This is a genomic window from Halomonas sp. 5021 (genome assembly GCF_036663435.1).
Classification (GTDB): domain Bacteria; phylum Pseudomonadota; class Gammaproteobacteria; order Pseudomonadales; family Halomonadaceae; genus Vreelandella; species Vreelandella janggokensis.
In genome coordinates, this window is record NZ_JAXOVU010000003.1 from 1 (window position 1) to 24922 (window position 24922).

The 24922-nt window shown below is 57.5% G+C and carries 25 protein-coding genes and 1 rRNA gene; 11 read left to right on the forward strand and 15 right to left on the reverse strand.

Annotated elements, in window-relative coordinates:
- Nucleotides 1-190: 190 nt before the first annotated feature.
- Nucleotides 191-306, forward strand: a 5S ribosomal RNA gene (gene rrf / locus R3F64_RS06850).
- 232 nt (nt 307-538) lie between these two features.
- Nucleotides 539-727: a hypothetical protein gene (locus tag R3F64_RS06855; protein WP_085917018.1), complete on the forward strand. Its 189-nt coding sequence runs from the start codon at nt 539-541 to the stop codon at nt 725-727.
- 72 nt (nt 728-799) lie between these two features.
- On the opposite strand, the gene R3F64_RS06860 is transcribed toward R3F64_RS06855, so the two are convergent.
- Complete coding sequence (locus R3F64_RS06860; protein WP_085917019.1) at nt 800-1825, reverse strand: Fe(3+) ABC transporter substrate-binding protein; 1026 nt, start codon at nt 1823-1825, stop codon at nt 800-802.
- Nucleotides 1826-2024: 199 nt separating this feature from the next.
- Between R3F64_RS06860 and R3F64_RS06865 the strand changes: the two genes are divergently transcribed.
- Nucleotides 2025-3137, forward strand: a complete 1113-nt coding sequence (locus R3F64_RS06865) for an ABC transporter ATP-binding protein (RefSeq protein WP_085917020.1) — start codon at nt 2025-2027, stop codon at nt 3135-3137.
- 21 nt (nt 3138-3158) lie between these two features.
- Here the strand turns inward: R3F64_RS06865 and R3F64_RS06870 are convergent, their stop codons facing one another.
- From R3F64_RS06870 to dctP, 4 genes are all read right to left on the reverse strand, one after another.
- Nucleotides 3159-4781, reverse strand: coding sequence for an ABC transporter permease (locus R3F64_RS06870; RefSeq protein ID WP_233337435.1), 1623 nt, complete (start codon nt 4779-4781; stop codon nt 3159-3161).
- Nucleotides 4782-5007: 226 nt separating this feature from the next.
- A complete protein-coding gene (locus R3F64_RS06875; RefSeq protein WP_085917022.1) occupies nt 5008-6333 on the reverse strand; it encodes a TRAP transporter large permease in 1326 nt (441 codons plus the stop codon).
- Entirely contained in the window at nt 6330-6833 is a 504-nt protein-coding gene (locus tag R3F64_RS06880) for a TRAP transporter small permease subunit (RefSeq protein ID WP_085917023.1), read from the reverse strand. Before R3F64_RS06880 ends, R3F64_RS06875 begins: the two co-directional genes overlap by 4 nt.
- An 82-nt stretch (nt 6834-6915) precedes the next feature.
- Nucleotides 6916-8019 (reverse strand): TRAP transporter substrate-binding protein DctP, encoded by a 1104-nt coding sequence (dctP, locus tag R3F64_RS06885; protein WP_066318211.1) that lies wholly within the window; start codon nt 8017-8019, stop codon nt 6916-6918.
- A 321-nt stretch (nt 8020-8340) separates the two neighbouring features.
- Between dctP and R3F64_RS06890 the strand changes: the two genes are divergently transcribed.
- Together R3F64_RS06890 and R3F64_RS06895 are read left to right on the forward strand one after the other, a co-directional pair.
- A complete protein-coding gene (locus tag R3F64_RS06890) occupies nt 8341-10521 on the forward strand; it encodes a tRNA(Met) cytidine acetyltransferase TmcA (RefSeq protein WP_085917024.1) in 2181 nt (726 codons plus the stop codon).
- 32 nt (nt 10522-10553) lie between these two features.
- Nucleotides 10554-12020, forward strand: coding sequence for an aminoacyl-histidine dipeptidase (locus tag R3F64_RS06895; protein WP_085917025.1), 1467 nt, complete (start codon nt 10554-10556; stop codon nt 12018-12020).
- 58 nt (nt 12021-12078) lie between these two features.
- On the opposite strand, the gene R3F64_RS06900 is transcribed toward R3F64_RS06895, so the two are convergent.
- Nucleotides 12079-12555, reverse strand: coding sequence for a Dps family protein (locus R3F64_RS06900; protein ID WP_085917026.1), 477 nt, complete (start codon nt 12553-12555; stop codon nt 12079-12081).
- A 162-nt stretch (nt 12556-12717) separates the two neighbouring features.
- Nucleotides 12718-13854, reverse strand: coding sequence for a glycerate kinase (locus R3F64_RS06905; protein ID WP_332610620.1), 1137 nt, complete (start codon nt 13852-13854; stop codon nt 12718-12720).
- Between the two features lie 92 nt (nt 13855-13946).
- Here R3F64_RS06905 and R3F64_RS06910 point away from each other — a divergent pair, with 92 nt between their 5' ends.
- The 4 genes from R3F64_RS06910 to R3F64_RS06925 are packed head-to-tail and all read left to right on the forward strand — an operon-like array spanning nt 13947 to nt 16523.
- Complete coding sequence (locus R3F64_RS06910) at nt 13947-14492, forward strand: hypothetical protein (protein ID WP_085917028.1); 546 nt, start codon at nt 13947-13949, stop codon at nt 14490-14492.
- A complete protein-coding gene (locus R3F64_RS06915) occupies nt 14489-14848 on the forward strand; it encodes a hypothetical protein (protein WP_085917029.1) in 360 nt (119 codons plus the stop codon). The genes R3F64_RS06910 and R3F64_RS06915 overlap by 4 nt, the downstream gene beginning before the upstream one ends.
- The gene (locus R3F64_RS06920) at nt 14845-15516 is read left to right on the forward strand and encodes a DUF1007 family protein (RefSeq protein ID WP_085917030.1); all 672 of its coding nucleotides are present in this window, start codon (nt 14845-14847) and stop codon (nt 15514-15516) included. The genes R3F64_RS06915 and R3F64_RS06920 overlap by 4 nt, the downstream gene beginning before the upstream one ends.
- The gene (locus tag R3F64_RS06925; protein ID WP_422823713.1) at nt 15513-16523 is read left to right on the forward strand and encodes a nickel/cobalt transporter; all 1011 of its coding nucleotides are present in this window, start codon (nt 15513-15515) and stop codon (nt 16521-16523) included. The genes R3F64_RS06920 and R3F64_RS06925 overlap by 4 nt, the downstream gene beginning before the upstream one ends.
- Here R3F64_RS06925 and R3F64_RS06930 read toward each other — a convergent pair.
- Complete coding sequence (locus tag R3F64_RS06930; protein ID WP_199283988.1) at nt 16520-16942, reverse strand: HIT domain-containing protein; 423 nt, start codon at nt 16940-16942, stop codon at nt 16520-16522. The two genes, R3F64_RS06925 and R3F64_RS06930, sit on opposite strands and share 4 nt — an antisense overlap.
- A gap of 146 nt (nt 16943-17088) precedes the next feature.
- Here R3F64_RS06930 and R3F64_RS06935 point away from each other — a divergent pair, with 146 nt between their 5' ends.
- Together R3F64_RS06935 and R3F64_RS06940 are read left to right on the forward strand one after the other, a co-directional pair.
- Complete coding sequence (locus R3F64_RS06935) at nt 17089-17220, forward strand: entericidin A/B family lipoprotein (RefSeq protein WP_085917033.1); 132 nt, start codon at nt 17089-17091, stop codon at nt 17218-17220.
- Nucleotides 17221-17303: 83 nt separating this feature from the next.
- On the forward strand, nt 17304-17660 hold the full coding sequence (locus tag R3F64_RS06940) for an I78 family peptidase inhibitor (RefSeq protein WP_332610627.1): 357 nt from the start codon (nt 17304-17306) through the stop codon (nt 17658-17660).
- Nucleotides 17661-17702: 42 nt separating this feature from the next.
- On the opposite strand, the gene R3F64_RS06945 is transcribed toward R3F64_RS06940, so the two are convergent.
- The 7 genes from R3F64_RS06945 to R3F64_RS06975 form a co-directional block, all read right to left on the reverse strand.
- Nucleotides 17703-18707, reverse strand: a complete 1005-nt coding sequence (locus R3F64_RS06945; protein WP_085917035.1) for a hypothetical protein — start codon at nt 18705-18707, stop codon at nt 17703-17705.
- A 42-nt stretch (nt 18708-18749) separates the two neighbouring features.
- Nucleotides 18750-19271, reverse strand: coding sequence for an acyl-CoA thioesterase (locus tag R3F64_RS06950; RefSeq protein WP_199283987.1), 522 nt, complete (start codon nt 19269-19271; stop codon nt 18750-18752).
- A gap of 72 nt (nt 19272-19343) precedes the next feature.
- Entirely contained in the window at nt 19344-20654 is a 1311-nt protein-coding gene (locus R3F64_RS06955) for a short-chain fatty acid transporter (RefSeq protein ID WP_085917037.1), read from the reverse strand.
- A 96-nt stretch (nt 20655-20750) separates the two neighbouring features.
- Nucleotides 20751-22040, reverse strand: coding sequence for an MATE family efflux transporter (locus tag R3F64_RS06960; RefSeq protein WP_085917038.1), 1290 nt, complete (start codon nt 22038-22040; stop codon nt 20751-20753).
- 9 nt (nt 22041-22049) lie between these two features.
- Nucleotides 22050-22298, reverse strand: coding sequence for a YfhL family 4Fe-4S dicluster ferredoxin (locus R3F64_RS06965; protein ID WP_085917039.1), 249 nt, complete (start codon nt 22296-22298; stop codon nt 22050-22052).
- Between the two features lie 72 nt (nt 22299-22370).
- A complete protein-coding gene (gene coaD, locus R3F64_RS06970) occupies nt 22371-22865 on the reverse strand; it encodes a pantetheine-phosphate adenylyltransferase (RefSeq protein ID WP_085917040.1) in 495 nt (164 codons plus the stop codon).
- On the reverse strand, nt 22862-24748 hold the full coding sequence (locus tag R3F64_RS06975; RefSeq protein ID WP_264823683.1) for a beta-ketoacyl synthase: 1887 nt from the start codon (nt 24746-24748) through the stop codon (nt 22862-22864). The genes coaD and R3F64_RS06975 overlap by 4 nt, the downstream gene beginning before the upstream one ends.
- Nucleotides 24749-24922: the final 174 nt, after the last annotated feature.

Here is a 24922-nt window from a genome sequence, read left to right on the forward strand (position 1 = left end):
CGTTGAGCTAACGTGTACTAATGGCCCGTGAGGCTTGACCCTATAACACCCAAGGGGTCTGGTCGTGATGATAACGACGCGTGTGAAGACACGCAGAGAACCGGATACGCGTACTGAGTCAAGTGTTGATGACACAGGGCTTGGTAAGAGACGCACACAAAACACAGCATGATATGCATTTAAAGTTACGCCTGACGACCATAGCAAGCGTGAACCACCTGATCCCTTGCCGAACTCAGCAGTGAAACCGCTTCGCGCCGATGGTAGTGTGGGGTCTCCCCATGCGAGAGTAGGTCATCGTCAGGCACCTATACCGCAGAAAACCCAGCCAATCGGCTGGGTTTTTTGTTTAGGGGTCTCCCCATGGAGAGTAGCGGAGAGCCGCCCTGGTCATCGTCAGGCACCTATACCGCAGAAAACCCAGCCAATCGGCTGGGTTTTTTGTTTGTATGTGCCATTTATTGGCGTGATTTATGTGTAGCACCTAATATGAAACGGCGTTTAACTGTTTAACTACCGTGATAGAAGGAGCATGGTGATGGATAAAGGATTCAAAGCTATTGGTGTGGCGCTTTTATTAGCATTTCTCGCCGTCGGTCTGACCGCCTGTGGCGATGATCAAGGCCCTGCAGAAGAGGCGGGCGAAAATATTGATGAAACCATGGAAGAAGCTGGCGATGAAATTGAAGAGGCCGGTGACGAAATGGAAGAGGCTGCTGAAGAGTAAGCGGCTGTAATGCAGTGACAAAAAAAGCCCCACGGTCGACCGTGGGGCTTTTTGCGTGGTTAACGCTGGGTATTAACGCCATTCGACCCGATCAAAGATGCGAATCGCTTCGGGATTGTTTTCTCCCAGAATGCTGATATTTACATCATCCTTTTTGAAGTTGCCCCATGATTCGAGGACAGGGTCACGCTTGACGTTATTCACGACGGGAAATTCATTGTTACCCGACGCGAAGATTTCCTGAGCCGTATCGGATGCCAGGAACTCAAGGAATGCCACCGCGTTTTCGCGGTTAGGAGCACCCTCAACAACACCGGCACCGCCGACATTGACGTGAGCGCCTCGATCATCTTGATTGGGGAAGATGATACCGACGTTGCGTGCAGCCTCGCGATCCGCTTCATCGTCCGATTTCAGCAGGCGAACGTAATAATAGTGGTTGGCGACGGCTAGATCGCACTCGCCGCTGGCGGCGCCAAGGATCTGATCTGTATCACCGCCTTCTGGGTCACGTGCCATGTTATCGACAACGCCTTGAGCCCACTCTTCAGCGCCTTCCTCACCGTGATGCTCAATCATCGAAGCGAGCAAGGACTGGTTGTAGATGTTGTTGGACGAACGAATGCAGATGCTATACCCCAGGTCGTCGCTGGCAAGGTCTTCGTAACGCGTGATGTCACCGGGATCCACGTTCTCACGGTTATAGAAGATCGCCCGTGCACGCTGGCTAAATCCGAACCACAGCCCTTCAGGGTGACGCATGGATTCAGGTAGGCGTTCAGCTAGCACATCGGATTCGATTCCCTGGAAAATCCCCTCCTGTTCAGCGCGCCACAGCCTGCCAGCATCAACCGTCATCATGATGTCGGCAGGGCTGGCAACACCTTCGCGCTGGATGCGTTCGATCAACTGATCGGAATCACCTTCCAGGATATTGACTTCAATACCCGTTTCTTCTGTGAAAGCATCGTAAAGTCGCTCGTCAGAATCGTAGTGACGAGCAGAGTAGATATTAAGCTCATCCGCCAGTGCATGGCTTGCGAAGGCAGAGCTGGCGAGAGCAAACGCGATAGGTGCGGCGAAACGTGCAGTTTTCATCGGCGATAATCCTTATATTGCTAATGATAATAAGTTGTATTATTAACTTGATTATTACAGCTTTTTGCAGCGTTAACGTCAAGATGACTTACCGTTGAAGGGTGCATATAGGATAAATAGAAAATAGAATGTTAATTACTTTCAAACGTATTATATGGTTGTCTGCTGGTCAGGCAACCGGGAATAGAACGGTGATGCAATGACAGCAACAATGAAGGCGGCGCAAAAAGCGCTTAATGAAACGGCGCTAGCGATGCATCAGGTGCAACACGCTTTTGACCAGAATACCGTTGTAAAGGGTGTGGATCTTACCGTGGCGCCGGGAGAAGTGGTCTGCCTGCTGGGCCCTTCCGGCTGTGGCAAGACCACCTTGCTGCGAATAGCAGCGGGCTTGGAAATGCTGCAAGAAGGCAGCGTCAGCCTGCAAGATGAACAAATTGCCGCGCCGGGACTGCGTCACGTGCCGCCAGAAAAGCGTAACGTGGGGCTGGCATTCCAGGACTCGGCGCTATTCCCTCATCTGTCCGTGCTGGAAAATGTCACCTTTGGCCTGAAGCACTTGTCGGCCAGTGCCAGGCGTGAGCGTGCCGAGGAGCTGTTATCTCAGCTGGGGATGGCGAACTATGCGTCAACCTATCCGCATATGCTGTCGGGCGGTCAGCAGCAGCGTGTGGCACTTGCCCGGGCGTTGGCGCCTGAGCCGAGGCTGATGCTGTTGGATGAACCTTTTTCAAGCCTGGATGCAAGGCTGAGGGATCGGATACGGGACGATACGCTACACGTTTTAAAAAAGGTCGGAGCTGCGACCTTACTGGTTACCCATGACCCTGAAGAAGCCATGTTCATGGCGGATCGTATTGCACTGATGCGCGATGGGCGTATTGTACAAACAGGCACGCCGAGAGAGCTCTACTGTTCACCCAAGGATCCATTCGTGGTGACGTTTTTTGGTGAGGTCAATGAGATCGAAGGCGTGGTTGAAGAAGGGCACGTTACAACGCCTGTGGGGTGGGTGCCGGCTGAAGGCATTGCTGATGGGACGGCCGTGCAAGTGATGATTCGCCCGGAAGCCTTGCGTGTCATCGAGCGCGATCTGCCGGCTAATTCCCATGCACATAGTCATATCGTGATGGCGAAGTTACTCGGCCGCAGTAGTCTGTTGCATCTTTGTGCCCATGCAGACGACGGCCAGGAAGCCCACTTGCATGCCAGGGTGCCCGGGGTTTTTCTGCCTGCTGAAGGCCAACCGATCGATATTCATTTGGATTTGTCTCAGGTATTCGTGTTTCCTCACGCGTCTGAGGACAGTTAACGACATTCTTGGCGGTTACGGCTATGCCCCTGGGCGTGAACGACGCATGGCCATACTCAGCAGTATCACCGGCAGAATGCCGACCATCACGATCGCCAATGATGAAGTGGAGGCTTCAGCCAGGCGCTCATCAGATGCCAGGTTATGCGCTCTGACGGCAAGCGTATCGAAATTGAACGGCCGCAGTATGATCGTCGCGGGAAGTTCTTTCATGACATCGACAAATACCAGAATGCCCGCCGCAAGCAAGCTGCTGCGCATCAAGGGAGTGTGCACGTAGCGCAAAGTGCCGCCCGCCGTTTGCCCCAGGGTTCGAGAGGCCGCATCCATGCTGGGAGTGACCTTGCCGAGACTGGCTTCTACGGCATTGAAGGAAACGGCTAGAAAGCGCACGACGTAGGCGTAGAGCAGAATAAAGGCCGAGCCGCTGAAGATCAGGCCAATGATCTGGCCGTTATACGCCTGCAAGCCCGTATTGATGATGTTATCCAGCCAGGCAAAGGGGATCAGAATCCCTACTGCCACTACCGAACCGGGAATGGCATAGCCCATCGCCGAAATACGTGTTGTAAAGCGCGCAAGCGCTGTGTCGTGTACCCGAACGCCATAGCTAAGCAGTACCGCCGTACCGACGGCGATGATGGCCGCTAGCGCCGACAGGCTTAGACTATTCCACGCAAAGCCAAGAAAGCGCGATCCCCACAGAGAATCGCCTTGCGTCAGCGCCAAATCGAGCAGAATGCCGCTGGGCAGTAGAAATCCGACAATGATCGGAATGGCGCATGCCCCAGTGGCGGCGGCTGCCCGCCACCCATGAAGCGCATATTCAGGCAATTGCTGATACCGGTTTGTGGTGTGGAAGTAGCGCCGCTTGCCGCGGGACCAGCGCTCAAGTAACACCAGTACAATCACAAAACTGAGCAGGCAGGCAGCCAACTGGGCGGCGGCGACGGGCTCGCCCATGCCAAACCAGGTTCGATATATGCCCGTCGTGAAAGTATCTACACCAAAAAACTGGACCGCGCCAAACTCATTGAGGGTCTCCATCAGTACCAATGATACGCCGCCTACCAGCGCCGGGCGTGCTAGCGGAACCGCAATGCTGAAAAACAGGCGCCAGGGGCCGCGACCCAGAGTACGGCCAACGTCGAGAACGCAGACCGACTGCTCTAGAAAGGAAGCCCGGGCCAGTAGGTAAACATAGGGATAAAGCACCATGGTGATAAGGGTGGCAGCACCGCCTAGCGAGCGAACGTCAGGGAAAAAATAATCGCCGTGTTCCCAGCCGAACATGTCACGCAGGGCGCTCTGAAAGGGCCCGGCAAATTGTAGGAAGTCGGTATAGGCGTAGGCGATGACATAGGTAGGCACAGCCAGGGGAAGAAGTAATGCCCACTCGAATAACCGCTTGCCCGGAAAGCGGCACATGACGACCAGCCAGGCGCTTCCCGTGCCGATGATCAGGGTGCCGACTCCCACCCAGACGACAAGCCAGAAGGTATTGTTCAGGTAGCGCGGTAGCACGGTACTGGCGAGGTGTTGCCATACGCCATCGGTGGGCAGTGCAATATGTGCAAATACCACGATGACAGGCAGCGCCACCACTAACGCGACGCCGATGAGTACTGCCGACCAGAGGTTCAGTTTTCGCTGAGGGCTGGGCCGCTGTGCGGCTGACTCACCAGAAGTGGAGCGGGACACGAGAAGACTCCTTGCAAAAGCAAACGGATATCGCAGCGACATAGGGTGCGCACGGCGAGGAATAGTACCATCGGCCGTCGACAGCTGCAGCCACTTGGCTTCTTGTGACGTGCTGTTAAAAAAAAGCCCGGCTTTATGCCGGGCTGAACGACTTGAAGGATGATGAAGATCAACCGACCAATAAGCTGGGTAAGCCGGTAATCAGGACGGGGAAGAAAGCCATCAGTGCGCACGCGAATAGAATGAGCGCCACAAACGGAATAACCGCTTTGTAGAGGTCAACAATCTCTACCCCAGGCGGTGCCACCCCTTTGAGATAAAACAGGGCATAGCCGAATGGGGGGGTAAGGAAGGAGGTCTGGAGCACAACGGCGACCATTACCACAAACCACAGCACATCGATGCCCATCGTCTCGACAATCGGTAGCATGATGGGGAAGCTGAGCAGCACGATTCCTGTCCAGTCCAGGAACATTCCCAGGATGAATACCAGAAAGAGCATCAGCAGCAGAGCGCCGAACGTACCACCTGGCATGGACAGGACGACCTCGCTGATAACCTCCATACCGCCACCAATCGAAAACACGCCGGTAAACGCCGTGGCGCCTACCAGTACCAGCATTACCATGGTGGTGGTTTTGCCCGCTTCGATCATCGTGCTGTAGCAGGTGGAGAGTTTGCGGTCGCCGAAAATCATGAACAGGATGAAGGCGATGAAAACCCCGATGGCGGACGCTTCGGTGGCCGTTGCAATACCGGTAAACAGAGCCCCCAATACGCCCAAAATCAATGACATCGGCGGAACGACATACTTCGCAAGCATGACCATAAGCTGCCGAGTGCTGACTTCGGCGCGTTCCGCTGCTGGCACCTTCGGGCCATATGAGGGTTTTACATAGCAGATAATCAGCACGTAAAGCGCATACATGACGCCGAGTAGCAGGCCGGGTACCAGCGCTCCGGCAAATAGCGCACCCACCGATACGGGGGAATAGCTCGCCATCAGGATCAACATGATGCTGGGCGGAATCAATATCCCCAGGCAGCCGCTGGCCATGATGACACCGGCACTCAGTTCTTTGTTGTAGCCATACTTGAGCATCGGTACCAGGGCAATCATACCCATCACGGCAATGGAAGCACCGACAATACCTGTTGTGGCAGCGAGCAACACCGAGACCACGACCACCGTCAGGGCTAACCCGCCGCGCAGGTTGGCGAGTAATAAACGCATGACATCGAACATTTTCTCGGTCACGCCTGAGTCGTTCAAAAACCGCGCCATCAGGATAAACAGCGGAATGGCGACGAGGACGTAGTTATCCATGGCGTTGCCATAGACGTTATTGATAATAATGCCAAGGGTGTTGGCGCCCGGGCCCAAAAAGGCACCAATGACGGCCACGCCCCCCAGCACAAACGCTAACGGATGCCCCATGAACAGGCCGACTAACAGGCCGCCAAACATCACCAGAGTCAGTAATTCTGCACTCATGCGTGGTTCTCCTCACGCAGTTGGATAATAGCGCGCAGCACGATGGCAATGGCCTGCAGCAATATCAAAACCGCTGCCAGGACAATCACGCCTTTTACAGGATAAACCGGCAGGGCCACCATGCCGTAAGTGGTCTCGCCACGGCTAATGGAGCGCTCGAAGAAGGCCCAGCCTTGGGTTAACAGCAGCCAGATAAATGGTACAAAAAAGATGGCGTAGCCGGCGAGTTCCAGTGCTGCCTGTTTTTTTCGGGATAAAAGGCGTTTTAATACGTCGACTTCCACGTGAGCATGGTGACGAAGTCCATAGGCGGCCATCAGCATAAAATGGGCGCCGAAGAGCATTTTTGTCACGTCAAAGGCCCAGTCGCTTGGGCGTCCAAGGAAAAAACGCATCGCGATGTCATACAGCACAATCAGTGTGATAACCGCGATAAGAGGCGCAACAATTCGCCCAAAGAGCTCATTGAACCTGTCAATGGCTTTTGCGATCGCATGCATGGGACATCTCCCGCTTCTAAAGTATAGGCACTTGACGTAAAACCGCCCCGACGGTGGCATCGGGGCGGCTATCGACAATCAATTACATGCAGGCTTCGATTTCTTCGAGCGATGGCAGGTTGTCGATGGAGCGGCTCATGTTGAACGGCACGGTGATGTCACGCCAGTTCGCGTAGTGCTCCATATAGCTGATCATGGAGTGATAAACTTTTGCATGCATCGGGTCTTCACATGCGCCGCGCAGAATCACTTCGTTAGTCGCATCTTGGATGGTGGCAAGGTCTTCGGCCGAAAGGGTGCTGATTTCGACGCCATCTTCCTGGAATTTCACTGTTGCCTCGGTGGATTGGCGCTCTGACCATGCCAGTGACCACGCCATTGTCGCGTCGGCAGCAATTTTCAGCGTCTCCTGGGTTTCCTCGGAAAGCTCATCCCACGCATCTTTGTTGATCATTACACCAAAGACACTGGCCGATTGGTGCCAGCCAGGTGTCGACCAGTAATCGGCTACTTCAGAGAAGCCAGCGTTATAGTCGACGCCTGGTGTCGAGAATTCACCCGCATCGATCACGCCGCGCTCGATCGCCTGGTAAACTTCACCACCGGCCAGCGTGACCTGTGAGCCACCCAGCTCTTCAAGGACGCGGCCCTGATCGCGGCCTGACAGGCGCAGGCGCTTGCCTTCAAGATCGGCGATACTTTCGATGGGCGTGTTGCCCATGAAGCCGGATTCGTTATTGGTGATCCCGTAAGGCAGATACACCATGTTGTAGTTGCCATATACTTCTTGATAGAGGTCCCAGCCACCCCACTGCTGAATCCAGTTGAGGTAGTCAACGCCGTTGAACAGGCTGGTGGTTGTGGCTAGCGGCGAAAACGCCGGGCTGCGGCCTGCCCAGTAGCCTGGCCAGTCGCCCGAGGCCTGGATGGCGCCGGTTTCGGTGGCGTCAAACACCTCGGTGCCCGGCATCAGCGTGCCGCCGGCGCGGAAGTTGATCTGCAGCTCGTCGCCCGCCAACTGGTTGACCAACTCGACCCAATGCTGATCAATTTTAATTAGATCCAGGTTGTCTGGCCATGTCGTGGTCATGGTCCACTCTTGCTGGGCATGAGCGGTCGAAGAGATGGCTGCTAATGCAACACCAGCAGCGAGGCTTGTGATGGCAAACTTGGCAGTTTTTTTCATGTTGGATCCTGTTGGTCGCCGTTAGATTTATTAGGGGATTTGGATGCAGTTCGTGCAGTTGGCATGCATTACGTTTACGTAAAGGAATGAATTACCCTGCATGCTTAAATTAGCACATTCTGGCCGTTGCAATGCAACATCCGTGCTGTGCTAGGTTGATGGCTGGCAAGCAGGGTGAAGATGTTTTTTATTTATATATAAATCATGTGGTTAGTTTGTTGTTGGATTGTTCGGGCAACAGGGTCTAAGTGTGAAAAACGTTGAAAGGGTCTCGGTGATGCAACCAAAGTTGTAAGCTGTCTATCCCGTCGAGGAGATGTTATGTCGTCGTTACCAACCGGCGAAGCGGTAGCGTCACGGTCGATCACGCTATTGGTTCAACGGGCAAGACAGTTGGAAAGGCGGCGTTGGCGTCAGCTTGTCTGGCTGCAAGGCGGTGCCAGGCAATGTGAAGCGCTAGCAGTTGCGTTATGGAAGTCGCGGGCATGGCGTTCCCCATTATGGATAGGCAAGGCCGCGCCTGTTCAACCCGCAATGAAAGCCAATCAGGCCCCTAATCGGCTCGGTGCCGAGCATCAACTGGTGGTGGTCAATGCCCATGATCACGCAGGTGGCTTCAATCCTGATGCGCTAGGCGCCATTGGCGGGACCCTGACAGCGGGTGGGCTGCTGGTGTTGATCACGCCCACCGACTGGGGCCGGGAGCCCGACCCGGACTACGCGCGCATCGCTGACTCCCCTTGGCAGTGGAACGACCTGACAGCGCGCTACCTGGCACGGTTGGCCGCTCAGTTGAAAACGTCAGAACAGATCATCCGCTGGTTACCCGGAGCGCTGCCTCGACTGGGGCGTCTTGTGGCCACGCCGCCTATAATGCAAAAGCCCGAGGATACCGACTGCATCACGCTGGATCAGGCCACTGCCGTCAGGGCACTGGTCGGTCTCAAACGCAGGCGGCCGCTGGTCATCACCGCCGACCGAGGTCGTGGTAAAAGCGCCGCGCTGGGCATTGCCTGTGTTCTACTGCTACAGCAGCAAAAAACCTCGCGAGTGATTGTCACCGCCCCACGCCTGGCCGCCGTGGAAGCTGTGTTTGAGCGTGTGGCAGCGCTATGCCCTGATGGCAATCGAACCACCCCAGAGCGATTTATATTCACCAACGGCGCTGAACTTTTGTTCGTTGCGCCCGATGCGCTTGGCGAACACGTGACAGCAGGTACGCTGGGTGGCGACGGCAGCTACCTGATGGTCGATGAGGCCGCAGCACTGCCGCCAGCGCTGTTAGCACAATGGCTGGCCGCCTTTCCCAGACTTGCGTTTGCCACCACCGTCCACGGCTACGAAGGTTCCGGGCGCGGGTTTGCGCTGCGTTTTCGTCAAGTGCTGAATGTGAAAACACCGGACTGGAAGGCACTCACCCTTGATACACCGGTTCGTTGGCAGGCGGCGGATCCGCTTGAAGAAACGCTCAATCGTTTGTTGCTATTGAACGCGCCGCTGCCCACCGCTAAAGAAGCATTAGCGCTACCCGCTGCTTCCTATGAGGTCTCCAGAGATGAACTTGTCCTGGACGAAGAGGCTCTTGCCCCACTATTTGGTCTGCTGGTGCAGTCTCACTATCGAACGACCCCCAGCGACTTGCGCCAGTTGCTGGATGGCCCCGGTATGCGCCTGCGCGTTATCGGCCATCGGCAGCGGCCGCAGGCGGTGCTGGTCACCCGTGAAGAAGGAGGCTTTGCGGTGGACCTTGCTGATCAGGTGGCGCGCGGAGAACGCCGCCCCCAGGGGCATTTAATGGCTCAATCACTGGCGGCACATTCGGGCTGCCGGGATGCGTTGACAGCGTGTTGGCGGCGGGTGGTTCGCATTGCCTGCCACCCTGACTGGCGTCGTCAGGGGGTGGGGGGCAGGCTGTTGAGCGACGACCGGCAACAAGCCGTCGGTCAGGGCGCCATGCTGTATGGCGCGACCTTTGGGGCCGATGCAGGGCTGCTGCGTTTCTGGCGTGCCGAAGGGTTTAGAACGGTGCGCCTGGGCGTTACTCGTGAACCGTCAAGCGGTGAGTTCGCCATTATGGTGGCAAGCGCCCTGACTCCAGCAGGTGAAAAAGTGCTGGATGCCCTTTCCGGACGATTTATATCCCAGCTGCCCAACTTGTTGGCATTTGAATTGGCGCGCTTGCCCGCTGAGGTGGTGAGCCTGGTGATTAACGAACTGCCCGAGCAGCCATTGACTGAGGTTGAGTGGCAGGATATCGACGATGTGGCGACAGCACATCGAGCTCCCGCGCTTGCCCGGTCGTCCTTGCAGGCACTGGCCCGCGAAGCGAGTCGCTGGCCGCTGTCGGCAGCGGGTCAATCAGCGCACCAGCAACTGGCCGCCTGGGCGTTCCAGAATCAGCCGCTTGACGATGCGCCGAGCGTGTCTGTGCAAGCGCTACGCGAGGCGGTGCGAACCCTTTGGGCTCAGCAACCGCTTCCCCCCGCTGCCCGGGACCGTTAAAGTAAGCCGGTTATCCATGATAAAGAGTTTCCATGAACGAACATCTTGATGCGCTGACCCCCACACTCGTGTGGCAGCACTTTCGTACGCTGTGTAATACGCCTCGCCCATCCGGCCATGAGGCCCAGCTTGTTGAGTTGCTGGAAGCCTGGGCAGCGACACAAGGCATGGCCCACGACCGTGATGCCTTTGGCAACCTGCGCCTGCGCAAGCCGGCCACCCCGGGTTATGAACACGTCCCAGGGCTCATCTTGCAGGGTCATCTGGACATGGTGGCTCAAGCCAATGCCGGGCACGCGCATGATTTCCAGCGTGACCCGATCGCGACCTATGTCGCTGACGGTTGGCTGCATGCCGAGGGCACGACCCTCGGGGCTGATAATGGCCTTGGGGTGGCCGCGATTTTAGCGCTGCTTGAAGATCCCGCGCTTACCCATGGCCCTCTGGAAGCCTTGTTTACCCTTGAGGAAGAAACCTCAATGGGCGGTGCCCTGCATCTGGCCGAAAACTGGCTGGAAGGAGAGCGCCTGCTGAATCTCGACAGCGAGGATCATGGCGAGGTGTTTATTGGCTGCGCGGGTGGGGCCGATGTGGTCGTTAATGCCCAACTACCTAGTGCTGCACTCAGGGACAATGAGTGCCTGCTCAGACTGTCGCTGACGGGATTAAAGGGCGGCCATTCGGGGATGGATATTCATAAGCCGCTAGGTAACGCCAACCGCCTGTTGGTACGCGTGCTGCGCTCCCTCGAGCATGTCGATGCCCGGTTGCTTAACTATCAGGGTGGCACACTGCGCAATGCGATCCCTCGCGAAGCCTTTGCCGATATCGCCCTGCCCGTTGACGAGCAGCAAGAGGCGCTGGCTATTGTTAGCGAATTGACGCAAACGCTGCAGCGCGAACTGGGCAGTGGTGATGAGGGTATGCGGCTGGTTGCCGAGCCTCTAAGCCCAAGTAGAAATGTTGAACCGCTGACACTGGATGCCAGCACGATGCTGGTGGCCGCGTTGCATGCAGCCCCCTGTGGCGTCGAGCGGATGAGTGCCGATGTGCCCGGTGTGGTTGAAACGTCCAACAACCTGGGGGTGGTGAGCCTCGATAAAGGGCGCTTTCACCTATGTGCACTGGTGCGCTCGCTACACGACAGCGCCGTCACGGCGATGGCGGACCGCTTTAAAGCACTGTTTGAACTGATCGGGGCACGAGTTAACGTCGAGCACGGCTACCCGGGCTGGGTACCCAACCCCAACGGTGATCTGCTCAAGCGCTTTAACGCCTGCCACCAGTCGCTGTTAGGGAAACAGCCAGCAGTCAAGGTAATTCATGCGGGGCTTGAATGCGGTATTCTGGGCAGTAAATACCCACATCTCGATATGTTGTCTTTTGGCCCCACGATTCGCGGTGCGCACTCGCCGGATGAGCGCGTGGAGCTGGCAACGGTGGACGAGTTCTGGCGCTTGCTGAAAACGCTGGTGGAAGACCTGGCGCATAACCCCTGAACCCAAAAACGGCACCCGATGGGTGCCGTTTTCATTCGACGACCGGCTTCTGAAACGCTTATTTACTGAGGTAGGCGTTCAGCATCCAGACGGTTTTTTCCTGCTCGCGAATGTAATCGCTTGCCTGCGATGCGGTGCCTTCATCGTCAGCATCTGACGCGATGGACAGCAACTCACGCTGCAATTCGATCAGCGCTTGATAGCCGCGCAGTACGCCATTGACGCAGGCGGTGCCGTCGTGGACGTCTTTGTCTTCCTCGATACGCGAGAGCTTGATGTAGTCACTGTAGGCGTGGACAGGTTTGTGGCCCAGTGTGAGAATACGCTCGGCAACTTCATCCACTTTCGTCAGCAAGTCTGTGTAAAATTCTTCAAACTTGGCGTGCAGCTCGAAAAAGTCGTTACCTTTGACGTTCCAGTGATAGCCACGAACGTTCATATAAAAGATCTGATAGTTGGCGAGCAGGTGATTGAGTTTTTCTGCCAACTGGCTGGCGCTGCCTTCGTGAAGACCGATGCTGTTGGTATCGGACATATCTAGACTCCTTGATGGGCACCGCTGCGCGGCGACAAATGTTGGTGATTAGGTTAAGAGGGCGGACTAGCGTTGCAAAGCAGGTTTTTTGCATTGCCGCCATAGCGCTAGCCCATTACCTATCAATCTATAACCAGTAAATGCAGACGAGGCCGTCGTTTTTCAAGGGCGGGCCGACTGCCAAAGCCGAACCAGGTTTTCGCAACGGGCTTCAAGCAGCTCAGCCGTTCTGGGCAATGCGTCGCTTAACGCCATCGGGCCATCCGCAAGCGCAAAGGCGGCGGTCACGCCTTCCTGCAAACAGGCCTGCCAGCCATCGCCCAGACTGCCGGCCAAGACAACCACCGGCACCTGATGCCTCGCGGCCGCTCGCGCAACGCCGATGGGTGTCTTGCCGGAAAGGCTTTGGCCGTCCAGACGTCCCTCTCCGGTAATTACCAGGTCGGCCTGGGCGAGCAAGGTATCAACCCCGGCCTGCTGCATGAGCATGTCGATGCCCGGTTTCAGCGTGGCGCCGAGGAATGCGTGCGCAGCAAAGCCCATGCCGCCCGCCGCACCCGCGCCGGGCAGGTCGCGGTCATCACGGCCCAATGTATCGGCCGCAATGTCGGCGAAATGGCTGAGCGCTTGGTCAAGTTGCTGAACATGAGCGGGTGTCGCGCCTTTCTGTGGTCCGAAAACGGCGCTGGCGCCGTGCTCGCCCAGCAGCGGGTTATCGACATCCACCGCGGCATCAATGGCCAGTTTGCCAAGCCGAGGGTCCAGCTCCTCTAACGATAGCGTCGCCAGGTCGGCAAGCGCGGCTCCGCCTGGGGGCAGCGCTTGTCCTTGGCCATCGAGCAGGCGAGCCCCCAGCGCCTGGAGCATGCCAGCACCCCCATCGTTGGTCGCGCTACCGCCTAGTAGCAGTAGCGCCTTCTCTGCGCCGTGGTCCAGTGCTGCGAGAAACAGCTGGCCCACGCCATAGGTAGACGTATAACGCGCATCGCGCTCATTCTGGGTAAGTGGTTGCAGGCCACTGGCTTCTGCCAGTTCAATAAACGCGGTACGCTGCTCGGCAAGCCAGCCCCAATAGGCCAGGCGCGGGCGGCCCAGGGCATCCAACACCGTTTGTTGACGACGCTCGGCCCCGGTTGCCGCGATCAGGGCATCAAGGCTGCCTTCGCCACCGTCAGCCAATGGGCAGATCAGCGGATGCAGGTCAGGGTCCGCCCATGCGGCGCCCCGGGCCATGGCATGTGCCGCTTCTTCTGCGCTGAGTGCGTCTTTAAAACTATCAGGGCAAAACAGGATATGCATGGGCACCCTTTTCAATGATCATGGTCTGTAGAATGAGCTTAGCGCGCCATGCCGAAGCAAACCAGCACCATCCGTCAACCCAAGGAGTGGTTATGAAGTGGATGCCGTTCAGTTTCATATGCCTGCTCGCCCTTGGCGGCTGTCAGGCGGTACCGTCATCGCTGCCCAATGCGGACCCCCTGCCTTCCCCGGCGTGCTACTTTCCAAGCGAGGCGCCTTCAACCTTGACTGCCAGTGTCGATGTGCTGACTGAATGGGGCTTCAGTCTGGACGCAAGCGATACCCGGTTAGGTTTTTTAAGCGCCAGTCGAGAGCGTGAGCTACATGGTGCGTCAGACCTTTACGCCTCGCCGCATTTCAGCTCACGAATGTCGCTGAGCGTGTTCGGCGGGATGGGCGTTGGCGGCCGGTCGCATTTGGGGGTTGGTTTGGGTGGTGGGTTTGGCCAGTTGCCCACCGAAGTAGAACGGGTATCGCTGCTTTGGGATAACCATCACGTGCGAGTGTCACGCGATATCCGCCGGTTTGATCAGTATGGCAGTTTGCGCACGGGGCGTAGCGCCAGTACCGACGATTTTTGCGCGCGATTCCAAACTGCCCTGGACGCGTATACGACCACAGGAGACAGCGCACCATGAGAGTGATTCATTGGGCCGCGGCTGGCTTGCTGGTAATGCTCAGCGGCTGCGCGACGACACCGCCGCCGGAGCCACGCGAACTGGTCTATCAGGCCCCGGCTGAAGACACCTTTCGCGCGGCAGTTAGCCTGATGATCGAGCAAGGCTATGTCCTGCGCCACGCCGATTTATCGCTTGGGCGTGCCGAAGGCGTGTTGGCACGCTGGCCAGGTTACCGGCTAGTGCTCGAGGTGAGTGAGGTAGGCAGAGACAGCCATGTGAGCGTTTCGGCGTGGCGTGGTGGGCAGCCGTTACCGCCGAACCGTCTGGATCCATGGTTAGTGGCGCTCCAAAGCCGCCTGGGGTTGGTACCATGACGTATTTGCTCCGCTGGCTGGCACCCCGCTGGGTCGGCTTTATAGGTGCGTTGAGCCTGTTGGCAAGCGCGAGCGCCATGGCGCATCCCCACGGATGGATAGATATCAGCGTCCGTGTGCTCACCGATGACCAGGGACGGGTAACGGGCCTGCACCAAACCTGGCAAATGGATCCGTTCTATAGCCTGGTGGTATTCGACGAGCTGCAACGTGTCGATGGGGCGACGCTCGACGAGGGGCTTGATCAGTTAGGTGGCGAAATACGCAACAATCTTGCCAGCCAAGGCTACTTTACCGAAGCGCGGGTAGACGGTGAGCGCCTGCCGCTTAAAGAGGTTAGCGAATACACCGCCATGCGACGCGATAATCGACTGACGTTTATTTTTATCCTGCCGTTCGCATCCACGCCAGCATTAAGCGGCAGCACGCTCACGTATCAAGTGTATGACCCGACCTATTACCTTGAGGTGGTGCATAAAGCGGAAGGTGACGAGCCAAGCGACAATGCCCTTGTGCTGCGTGATATGCCCGAGTGCGAGCTCACCATCATGCCCGCTGACCCGGATCCCGAGAAGATCATGGAAGCGTCACGCCTGGATGCCGATGAAAGCGGCGAGCCGGGGTTAGGGCGCTATTTTGCTGAAACGGGTCAGGTGGTGTGTCCATGATGTCTCGGCGTTTACCTTTAGGGTTGCTATGCCTTTTAGCCCTGGGAGTTGCCGTCGCAAGCCTTGTCGTGTGGCAGGGCGGTTTAGCGTCAATGAGTTACACCTTGCTCGGCTGGCAGCGTGAGTTGCACCGGGACCTTACCCTTGCGCTGACGGCGCTTTCAGAGCAGTCAGCGGTGGCAACCTGGGCAACACTGCTGGGGGTAAGTTTTGGCTACGGCGTGTTTCATGCCGCCGGGCCAGGGCATGGTAAGGCGGTGCTGGCAACATTCCTGATGTCTCACGGTGGTGCCGTGGGGCGTGCCCTGGGGCTTTCGTTTGCCGCAGCGCTGCTCCAGGGGCTAACGGCCATCGTGTTGGTGGCCATCCTGGTCTACGGCCTCGGCTGGGTAACGCGCCAGGCGATGGGCAGCGTCGTATGGGTGGAATACGCCAGTTTTCTTCTGGTGGCGACCCTGGGGGTATGGCTTTGCTGGCGGGCTGTCGGCCAACTGCGCCGAGCCTATGCTGTGAACGACCACGACCACGACCACGACCACGACCACGACCACGACCACGACCACGACCACGACCATGCATGCTGCGGGGGGCACCATATTGGCCCGCAGCAATCGCTTGATTGGCGCACCGCGCTGATGACCGTCGGTGCGATTGGCATGCGCCCGTGCAGCGGGGCGGTGCTGATGCTAGGCGCAGCAGGCTTGTTGGGTCAGTTTGCGGTGGGGGTGGCTGCTGTTGCCGCCATGTCGTTGGGCACTGGGCTCACCGTATCGATGCTTGCGCTGGCCAGTGTTGTGGCGCGAGGCTGGGCGCAGCGTCGTCTGGCGCGTCAGGGGGCAGCTCACCACCGCGTTCAGCGGGCAGCGGGTTGGGTGGCCCTTGCGGGGGGCATCGTGATTGTCACGCTGGGCGTTTCGCTCTGGGCGGCCGGTGTCGCACAGCCGGTGGGGGACCCGGTGTTAGGCGAGCCGCCGTCTCGGTCAGGCAACCCGCTCACCGGTGGTTAGCGTAAGTCCAGCGTTTCAATCAGCGCCGAAAGACGTGCTTGCATGGTTTGCTGTTTGTTGGGCGTGTATGGCTCGGCCCTGCCATACCCCCAAACGGGCGCTGGCCAGGCCTCGTCGTCGTGGTGGCGAATCACTACATGCACATGCAATTGGCTGACCACGTTACCCAGCGTGGCGATATTGAGCTTGTCGCCGTTAAAGGCGGTCTTCATCACCTGGCCCAACTGGCCTGCCTCCCGCCAGAGCTGTTGCTGGTCGTCGGTCGTCAGTTCAAACACCTCGCTCAGCGCAGCACGCCTGGGCACCAGTACTACCCAGGGATAGCGCGCGTCGAGCATTAACAAAGCGCGGCAGAGCGGCAAGTCTGACAGTAGCAGCGTATCCTTGGCCAGGCGCTCATCAAGTGCAAAGGTTGTCATTACGGTGATCCTCATCGGGTAGTAAAAGGTATGGCTTTCAAAGTAGGCGCCATACTGAAAAGGCTGTTACCCTGAAAGTGCTTTTGGCTCATACGTATTGAGTTGAAGTATCCCGATAGTGATTGAATTTGTTAAGGAGAACACTCATGAAAAAACTACTGGCAATGAGCTTTATTCTTTTAATGTCGGCAGGCGTACTGGCGGGCTGCAATACCCTCAGTGGCGCAGGCCAGGATATAGAAGAGGGCGGTGAAGCCGTTCAGGACGCGGCAAGCTAAGCAAAGTGGTACCAGGCGGACCGACGTTTAGCGTCGGTCCGCTGCGTTATAAACGCATTTTTCATGTAACAGGAGTCTCAAGGATGATGTGTTGGCGAGGTTGGCAGCTTAGTGTTTTAACACTTTTATCTCTCTTCTTGGCGGCCTGTGCCCAGACCCCCGGCGCGGGTGATGATGTCCCGAGTGCGCCCCCGCCGCCGCAGGTTGGTAGCGCTCACACCACCGATGATGAAAGGACAGCCTGCCGTCTGGAAGATATTCAATTTGCCTTGGGAGCGCCGATAGATGGCACCTCAAGCGACGCGCTGGTGCAACAAAGCGGTGCTCAACAAGTTCGCGTGTTGCGGCCAGGGGAGGCTGCCACCCTGGACCATCGCCCGGGGCGGCTGAATATCCACCTCGACGATAATGACGTGATCGAAGAGCTAAGCTGCGGTTAGCCCGCATTGATCCTTCAGTGTCATCGGTTTTTTGTCTGTCAGCTAGTCGTAGCGGTCCTTCCAGCGCTGGCGGTTGACCTGTTCTTTGAGTAATTCCAGGACGTCGTACACCACCTGTTCGGTGACCCGGTCACTGCCTTCGTCTGGGGTCAGCCAGCTATCAAAGCCATTTTCCGCCGCGCCTTCAACGAGCCGTTGAAACTCGGGGGAGTGAATCGACAGGGCGACTTCATCCACCAGCCGTTGGGCAACGCCGCTTAACGATGCTTCCATGGCGCTGGTGGCAGTCTCTCCCATGGGCAGGCGGCGTAGTCGCTGGATTTCGGGACTTTCACGCAGCGTACGGCTGACCAACTCGCTGATCGCCGCCATGATGGCGTGTCGGTTGTGCTGGTAGGCAGTGCCCACAGACGTCTCAAGCCGCTGGGCAATTTCCTGGATGAGTTGCTGTTTGCGAGGCATGACGACACGGTCTATGACCTGTTCGGTCAATGAGTCGCTTGAGCGTATTTGCTGTTGAACATTCCCAAGCAACCGCAGGGCGATACGGTCGGAGAGCTCTTCCAGCAAGATATCGTAATACTTGCCGAAGAACTTATAGATCCACCAACCCTCGACGTTGATAAGACGCAGGCGGTGCAGCCGGTAAAGCAGCGAGATAACCCGCAGAATGCGCAACCAGCGCAGCCCGCTCAGCGGGATGCAACCAAGGACGTCGTACCAGTGTACAAAGGGGTAGAAAAACCAGCGGTGGTAACGGCGCTCGGCAATCGCCACGGCCCAGCCCAGCAACACGTCAGCGATAAAAATGCTGACAAAAAACAGGTCGATGGTAATGAAGCGGCTATGAATGGTGGTCGCGTAGGCGCCATGAAAGCTCGGCGATATCGCCTCTATCGTCTGGTTGATCGGAGCAAGTAAAAATAGTGAATCGAACAACAACAAACCGAGGTTGATCACCACGGCCGCAAGAATGAAAAAGTCCCAGCCAATGTGTGCGTACTCAACGCCCTTGGGAAGATGGGGATAGCGCTCCCTGGCAGGCATGGCAGCTCCTTTGGCTTAGTTGGCGGGCGTCGGCAAGACGGATCAAGTCGGCGTTTGTGATTGATGCTGCTGTTGGGCCAGCTGTTCTTGATGCTCGGCTTGTTTGCGCATTTTTTTGCGCAGGGCGGCTTTCTCAAAGCGTAGCTGCTGCAATGGCGTTGCCAAGGCAAGTGGCGGAACTTTAGCGGGTTTTCCGTCGGCGTCTACCGCCACCATACTGAGATAGCAGCTATTGGTATGGCGGATCAGTTTATTGCGGATATCTTCCGCCACCACCTTGATGCCAATTTCCATCGACGAACGCCCTACGTGATTGACGCTGGCCAAAAAGGTGACCAGTTCACCAACGTGAATGGGTTGCTTGAAAAGCACCTGATCGACCGACAGGGTGACTACGTAATGGCCGGAATAGCGGCTGGCGCAGGCGTAGGCAACCTCGTCGAGTTTTTTGAGAATCGCACCACCGTGAACTTTGCCACTGAAATTCGCCATGTCAGGCGTCATTAAGACAGTCATGGACAATTCATGCTGACCGGGCAGGGCGGTCATAGGGGTATCCGACATGGGCTCTACTCGTCTCTTGAGATCAATGTAAAGCGCCTGCCTTCATGGCAGGCGCAGACGCATTGCCTGAGCTTAAAACCAGACAAGGCCAACCGAGATGATGGCACCGGTAATAAACAGCTGAACCAGGCAAAAGCCCATAATATCCTTGGCTTTCAGGCCCGCAATCGCCAGAACCGGCAAGGCCCAGAATGGCTGCAGGAGGTTGGTCCAGGCATCACCCCAGGCAACCGCCATGGCAATGCGTGAAATGTCCGCCCCCAGGGCTTCCGCCGCGGGCAGCATGACCGGTGCCTGAACAGCCCACTGACCACCGCCTGAAGGCACAAACAGGTTGACGATCCCCGCGCTGATGAACGACCAGAAGGGTAGTGACGTTTCAGTGGCAAACGAGATCAGCCATTCGGACATGCTCTGTGCCAGGCCGGACTCGACCATGATGGCCATAATGCCGGCATAGAAGGGGAACTGGATGACAATGCCAGCGCCACCTTTAATGGCTTCGTGCAGGCTGTTGAGCAGGTTGCGCGGTGTGCGGTGAAGAACAATCGCCAGAAACAGGAAAAGAAAGTTCACCACGTTGAGGTTCAAGCCGCCCCCGCGCAGCAGGAAATGATCGGCCAGGAACAACAGTCCTGGAATACCTACCAGCCAGGCCAATGAGGTGCTGTTTTCCAGCTTTTCAGCCGGGCGGGTAATACGGCCTTTGGTCTCTGGCTCATCGTCCAGCAGCTTGGTGTCTACATAGACGCTGTCTTTTTCGTCCGGCAGCATCAGCCGGTTGACCAGCGGAATGGAGATGAACAGGCACGCCACAATGGCCAGGTTAAAGAACGCAAATACCGTTGAGCCGGTGCCGATAATGCCGATATCGTCAGCGGCAAAGTGGCCCTCGGTGGCAATGGTGAGCGGAATTGAACCCGCCAGCCCACCGTGCCAGACCACAAAGCCGGAGTAGGCGCTGGCGACCAGTAGTCGGTAATCGACACGCACCAGGCGAGCCAGTTCCTTGGCAAACAGCGCGCCTACCACCAGGCCGAAGCCCCAGTTAATCCAGCTTGCTGTAAGCGATACCAGGGTGACCAGAATAATCGCGCCACCGGGGCTTTTCGCCGTACTGGCGAGGCGTTGCAGTAGTCGTTTGACCGGGGGAGAGCTGGCCAGCATGAAGCCGGTGACCAGTACCAGCAGCATCTGCATGGAGAAGGTCAATAAGCCCCAGAAGCCGTCGCCCCAGAAACGCAGGACAGCCAGTGGCGTCTGACGCTCGATGGCAATCGCCGCGACAGCGGCAATCAGGGTCAGCAGCAGTACAAAGATGTATGGATCGGGAAGATAGCGTTCGACCATCTTCACCGCCGGTTTGGATATCATTTTCAACATGGCAGGCTCACTTTTTCATTATTAGGAAGTGCACCGCTAATATACTGGGCAACGACCGTTTTTTCATCCTCACAGGCAGGTTTGACAAGTGCTTGATCAACGCCAGCGAGTAAGACGGTAGTGACGGTAATAGCCTATCAAGACAGCCGAGCGTACACAGGTAAATGCCATGAAGGCGAGCCACAGACCATGGTTGCCAAGTTCTTGGGTTAGCCACCAGGTAGGCAGGTAGGCCGCCAGGCCGATAAAGATGCTGTTGCGCATGGCCGCGATGGATGTCGTGCCGATAAACACGCCGTCCAGCAGGTAGCTCCACACGGCGATCAGTGGCATCACGACCATCCAGGGTAAGTAAGTGGCGGCAGTGGCGCGAACTGCTTCAAGACCGGTGAGCATGGCAATCAACCCATTGCCGCCCACAGCGAACACGAGTGCGGCGCCGGCGGCAGTCCACCAGGAAAATCGCGCCGCCGCCCGCACCGTGTCGGCAAACGCTGGCCAGTCATCACGGCCAACGGCACGCCCCACCAGCGATTCCGCTGCGTGGGCAAAGCCGTCAAGGGCATAGCTGGTAAGCATGATGAACTGCAGGAGTACGGCATTGGCGGCGAGGATGGTGTCGCCCTGGCGTGCACCCTGGGCAGTGAAAAATGCCATGGCAAACAAAAGTCCGAGTGTGCGTATAAAAAGATTGGCGTTGACGTTAAACAACGCCGCATAGGCAGAAAGAACCCCCAGACGGCTACGCAGAAACGTCCCTTCGAGCTTGCCTAGCTGACGCAAGACGAGAAAACCGCCGAATGCCAGGGCGGAATAGTCGGCGATCACGCTGGCCCACGCCACGCCATCGCTGGTGAGGCCCAGGCCCATCACGAACCACACATCAAGGACGATATTCACGCTGTTGGTAAGCACCAGGATCATCAGCGTGACGCGAGCGTTCTGCTGGCCGAGGAACCAGCCCAGAATGGTGTAATTGGCCAAAACCGCCGGGGCCGACCATAGACGTATTTCAGCGTAGCTTCTCGCAAGGGCTGTGGCGGCCTCGCTACCATCTAGCAGCCATAGTCCCAGGGCAATAATCGGCGATGCGAAGGCAATCAATAAACTGCCGATAACGACGGCCATGATCAGCGATTGGCCAAGCAGGTTGCGCACATCGCTGTCGCTTTCTCGGCCGACTGCCTGGGCGACTAGCCCCGTAGTGCCCATACGTAGAAAGCCAAACCCCCAATACAGGAAGCTGAACAGGGTGGCACCCAGGGTAACGGCAGCCAGGTAGCGGGAGTCAGGCAGGTGGCCGACCACGGCTGTATCCACCAGCCCAAGCAGCGGCACCGTGATGTTGGAGATGATGATGGGCCAGGCTAGCTGCCATATACGCACCTGATTAGCCTAGGCAGCCGTGATAAGACGGTACTTGTGCATCAGTTGGTCGTGCGTTTCGGGGCGTTCCGGGTCAAGTGGAATGCAGTCGACCGGGCAAACCTGTTGGCACTGGGGTTCGTCAAAGTGACCCACGCATTCGGTGCACAGATTGGGATCGATTACATAGATTTCTTCGCCAGGCGAGATGGCGTCGTTGGGGCATTCGGGTTCACAGACGTCGCAGTTAATGCACTCGTCGGTAATCATCAGGGCCATGGGTATACCTCACGGATGGCGTTCACACTCGGGTAATGCGATTACCCGAGTGTTTTGCTCAACATTAGCGTCTTAGCCATTGTAGTGCTTACGCAACGTCTCTGCGACCTTGGGATGGACCAGCGGTGATACATCGCCGCCAAGCTTGGCAATTTCCCGCACCATCGTGGAGGAGATATAGGAGTTTTCCACTGCTGGCGTGAGGAAAACGCTCTCAAGCTCCGGGTTCTGGGCGCGGTTCATGTTGGCGAGCTGAAGCTCGTACTCAAAGTCGGAGACGGCACGCAGTCCGCGCAGAATAATCGTTGCGCCCTGTTCGTGCATCATGCTGGTGAGCAGATTGGAAAAGCCGATGACGCCCACATTGGGTAACCCTGCACAGACCTCCTGAGCCAACTCGATGCGGGTGGCTAAATCCAGGGTTGGGTGTTTGCCGGGACTGGCGGCGATCGCAATTACCACCTTGTCGAACATGCGGGCGCCGCGCTCGATTAAATCGTAATGGCCGTGAGTGATGGGGTCGAAGGTGCCCGGGTAGACGGCGATATTGACGCGCTGATCCGTCATGACGTTGGCTCCTCATCATCCAGGCGGCCGAAGGGGTTATCGCTTTCCAGCGATACCGCGTGGTCATATCCGGGAATATGGATGCGATCCGCCCGAATATCCAGTTCGGGTCCTTCAAGTACCGCTTCACCAAACTGATAGCGGGGTGCGTAATGGCCTTGGTCGGCATGCTCCAGATAGGCGGCGGCATTCTCACGAACGCTTTCGCGGCGTGTTTTCCAAGCCTGGATGGCAGCTGCGCCATGGCGCTGCGTTAACAGGCGTTCGGTCACCGCAGGAGACAGCACAACGCCGGTTGCGTTATTACCGCCGAATCCCTTGGCGTTGATGAGGGCGGCATCGGCGTTAAACGGCTGGGCAACTGACGAGAAGCGCAGGCGGTTGGCGTAAACATCGTCAGCCACGGCGTCCAGGGTGGGAATGCCGGGCAGTAATTGGTGGGCAAAGCTGCCCAGTGCGCTGACCAGTTGATCGCCGGCCGCGCTACCCTGGGAGTGGCCGATAAAGGCTTTGACCGCCACCACCGGCCAGTCGTCGATGCCGTTGGCGCGGGCGATCTCATCAAAGACGTGGGATTCGGTAAGGCGGTTTTTGGGTGTGCTGGTGCCATGAGCGTGCAGGAAGCTGCGTGACCTCAAGGCGTTGTCGCCCAGCATGTTGCGGATCAACGATGCTGACTTGCCAAGCGTAATATAGTTGCCAATACCGGGAGCTGAAATAGACCGTTTGTAGCCGTCGGCGTTGACGAATACCTCCGGCACGGCGCCTAGAATATCGGCGCCGACTTCAAGGGCCAAGGCATCGTCCATCAACAGCACAAACTGGCTGGCCTCGGCCATGGTAAAACCACAGTTGCGCGCAAAGGGGCGGCAGGCACGTTGGTAATCTGCATCGGTCAACAGCTCCAGCGTGTCGAGCGCCTTGAGGCTGGCATCATCGGCCAGGGCGCCCATGGCCCGGAAGCCTTCGATAATCTCGGGGGTGATCGGCGCATCGGCGGTGCCGACCATCACCACACGGCGTCGCCCGGCACGAATATCGTCGATACCCAGTCGCAGGTTGTAGAGAAAGCTCGCGCAGGCACCCAGCGCGGCGCCGGTGCCCCCAACGCTGCCCAGCACGTAGGCGTTCAAGAAGTCGGCGGGCATCTGGCCATAGCCTAACGGCATCTGCTTAGAGGTGGCGCGCTGTCCGCTGACCAGGCTCTTCAGCAGTCCTCCCCAGCCCAGTTCGTCTAGCTGACCGATCGAATTACCTGCATAAACGGCAATATGGTCCGGGTTCAACTGCTGGCGAAGGTGTTCCCACGAAAGGCCGCTGGCGCCCAGGCAATCACTGGCCCCAAACACTGACATCGCCAAGCCGCGAGGGTGATGTACGCTGCGGTAAAGGCTGGCGGGGTCGAAGCCGGTAGGCAATTGAGCCGCCGCGCGCACCTTTGGGGGCTGCGCATCGGGGAGCAGGGCATTCATCTCACCTGCGGGCACGCAGACTTCAACCGTACGCAGGTCGATATCCTGAACCTGCCAGCTGTAGGGTAGCTGTTCAGGCAGCTGTCGACGGCGCAGCCGAAAACGCAGCGGCTCAGCGAGTTGCATGCTCACATGGCGATTGGCTGGGAGCCCAGGCTCGCTGAAACGCGGGTCTTCATTGCGGCGAATCAGCGTGTGGTTCAGAACGTATTCGCGTAACGTATCAGCTGGGGCCTTGATGGGCTGTCCTGCGCTGTCGTGCCACCCCTGGGGAGACGGCGAAGCCAGGCGCATCAGTGCCGCCAGCCCCTCTATTGTCTGGCGTTGCTGGTCAGCAGAGAGGGCATCAAGCACGGTCCGGCGGAAGGCCTGATGGCCCGAGGTTCTGCCAGCGGGATTGATGCCGCCCATGCCGACAATCACCGGTAAGTGTGACAAGCCGGGTTCCTCGTGGTGCGGTGGTTTAAATAACAGTTATCGGCAATGCGTCACTGACAGTAACACCTGTTGCTTATAAGCAAAGAGTCTTACCCGCCGCTTTGCACTTAATAAATATGACAAAATGCGTATTGCTGCCAGTGATCA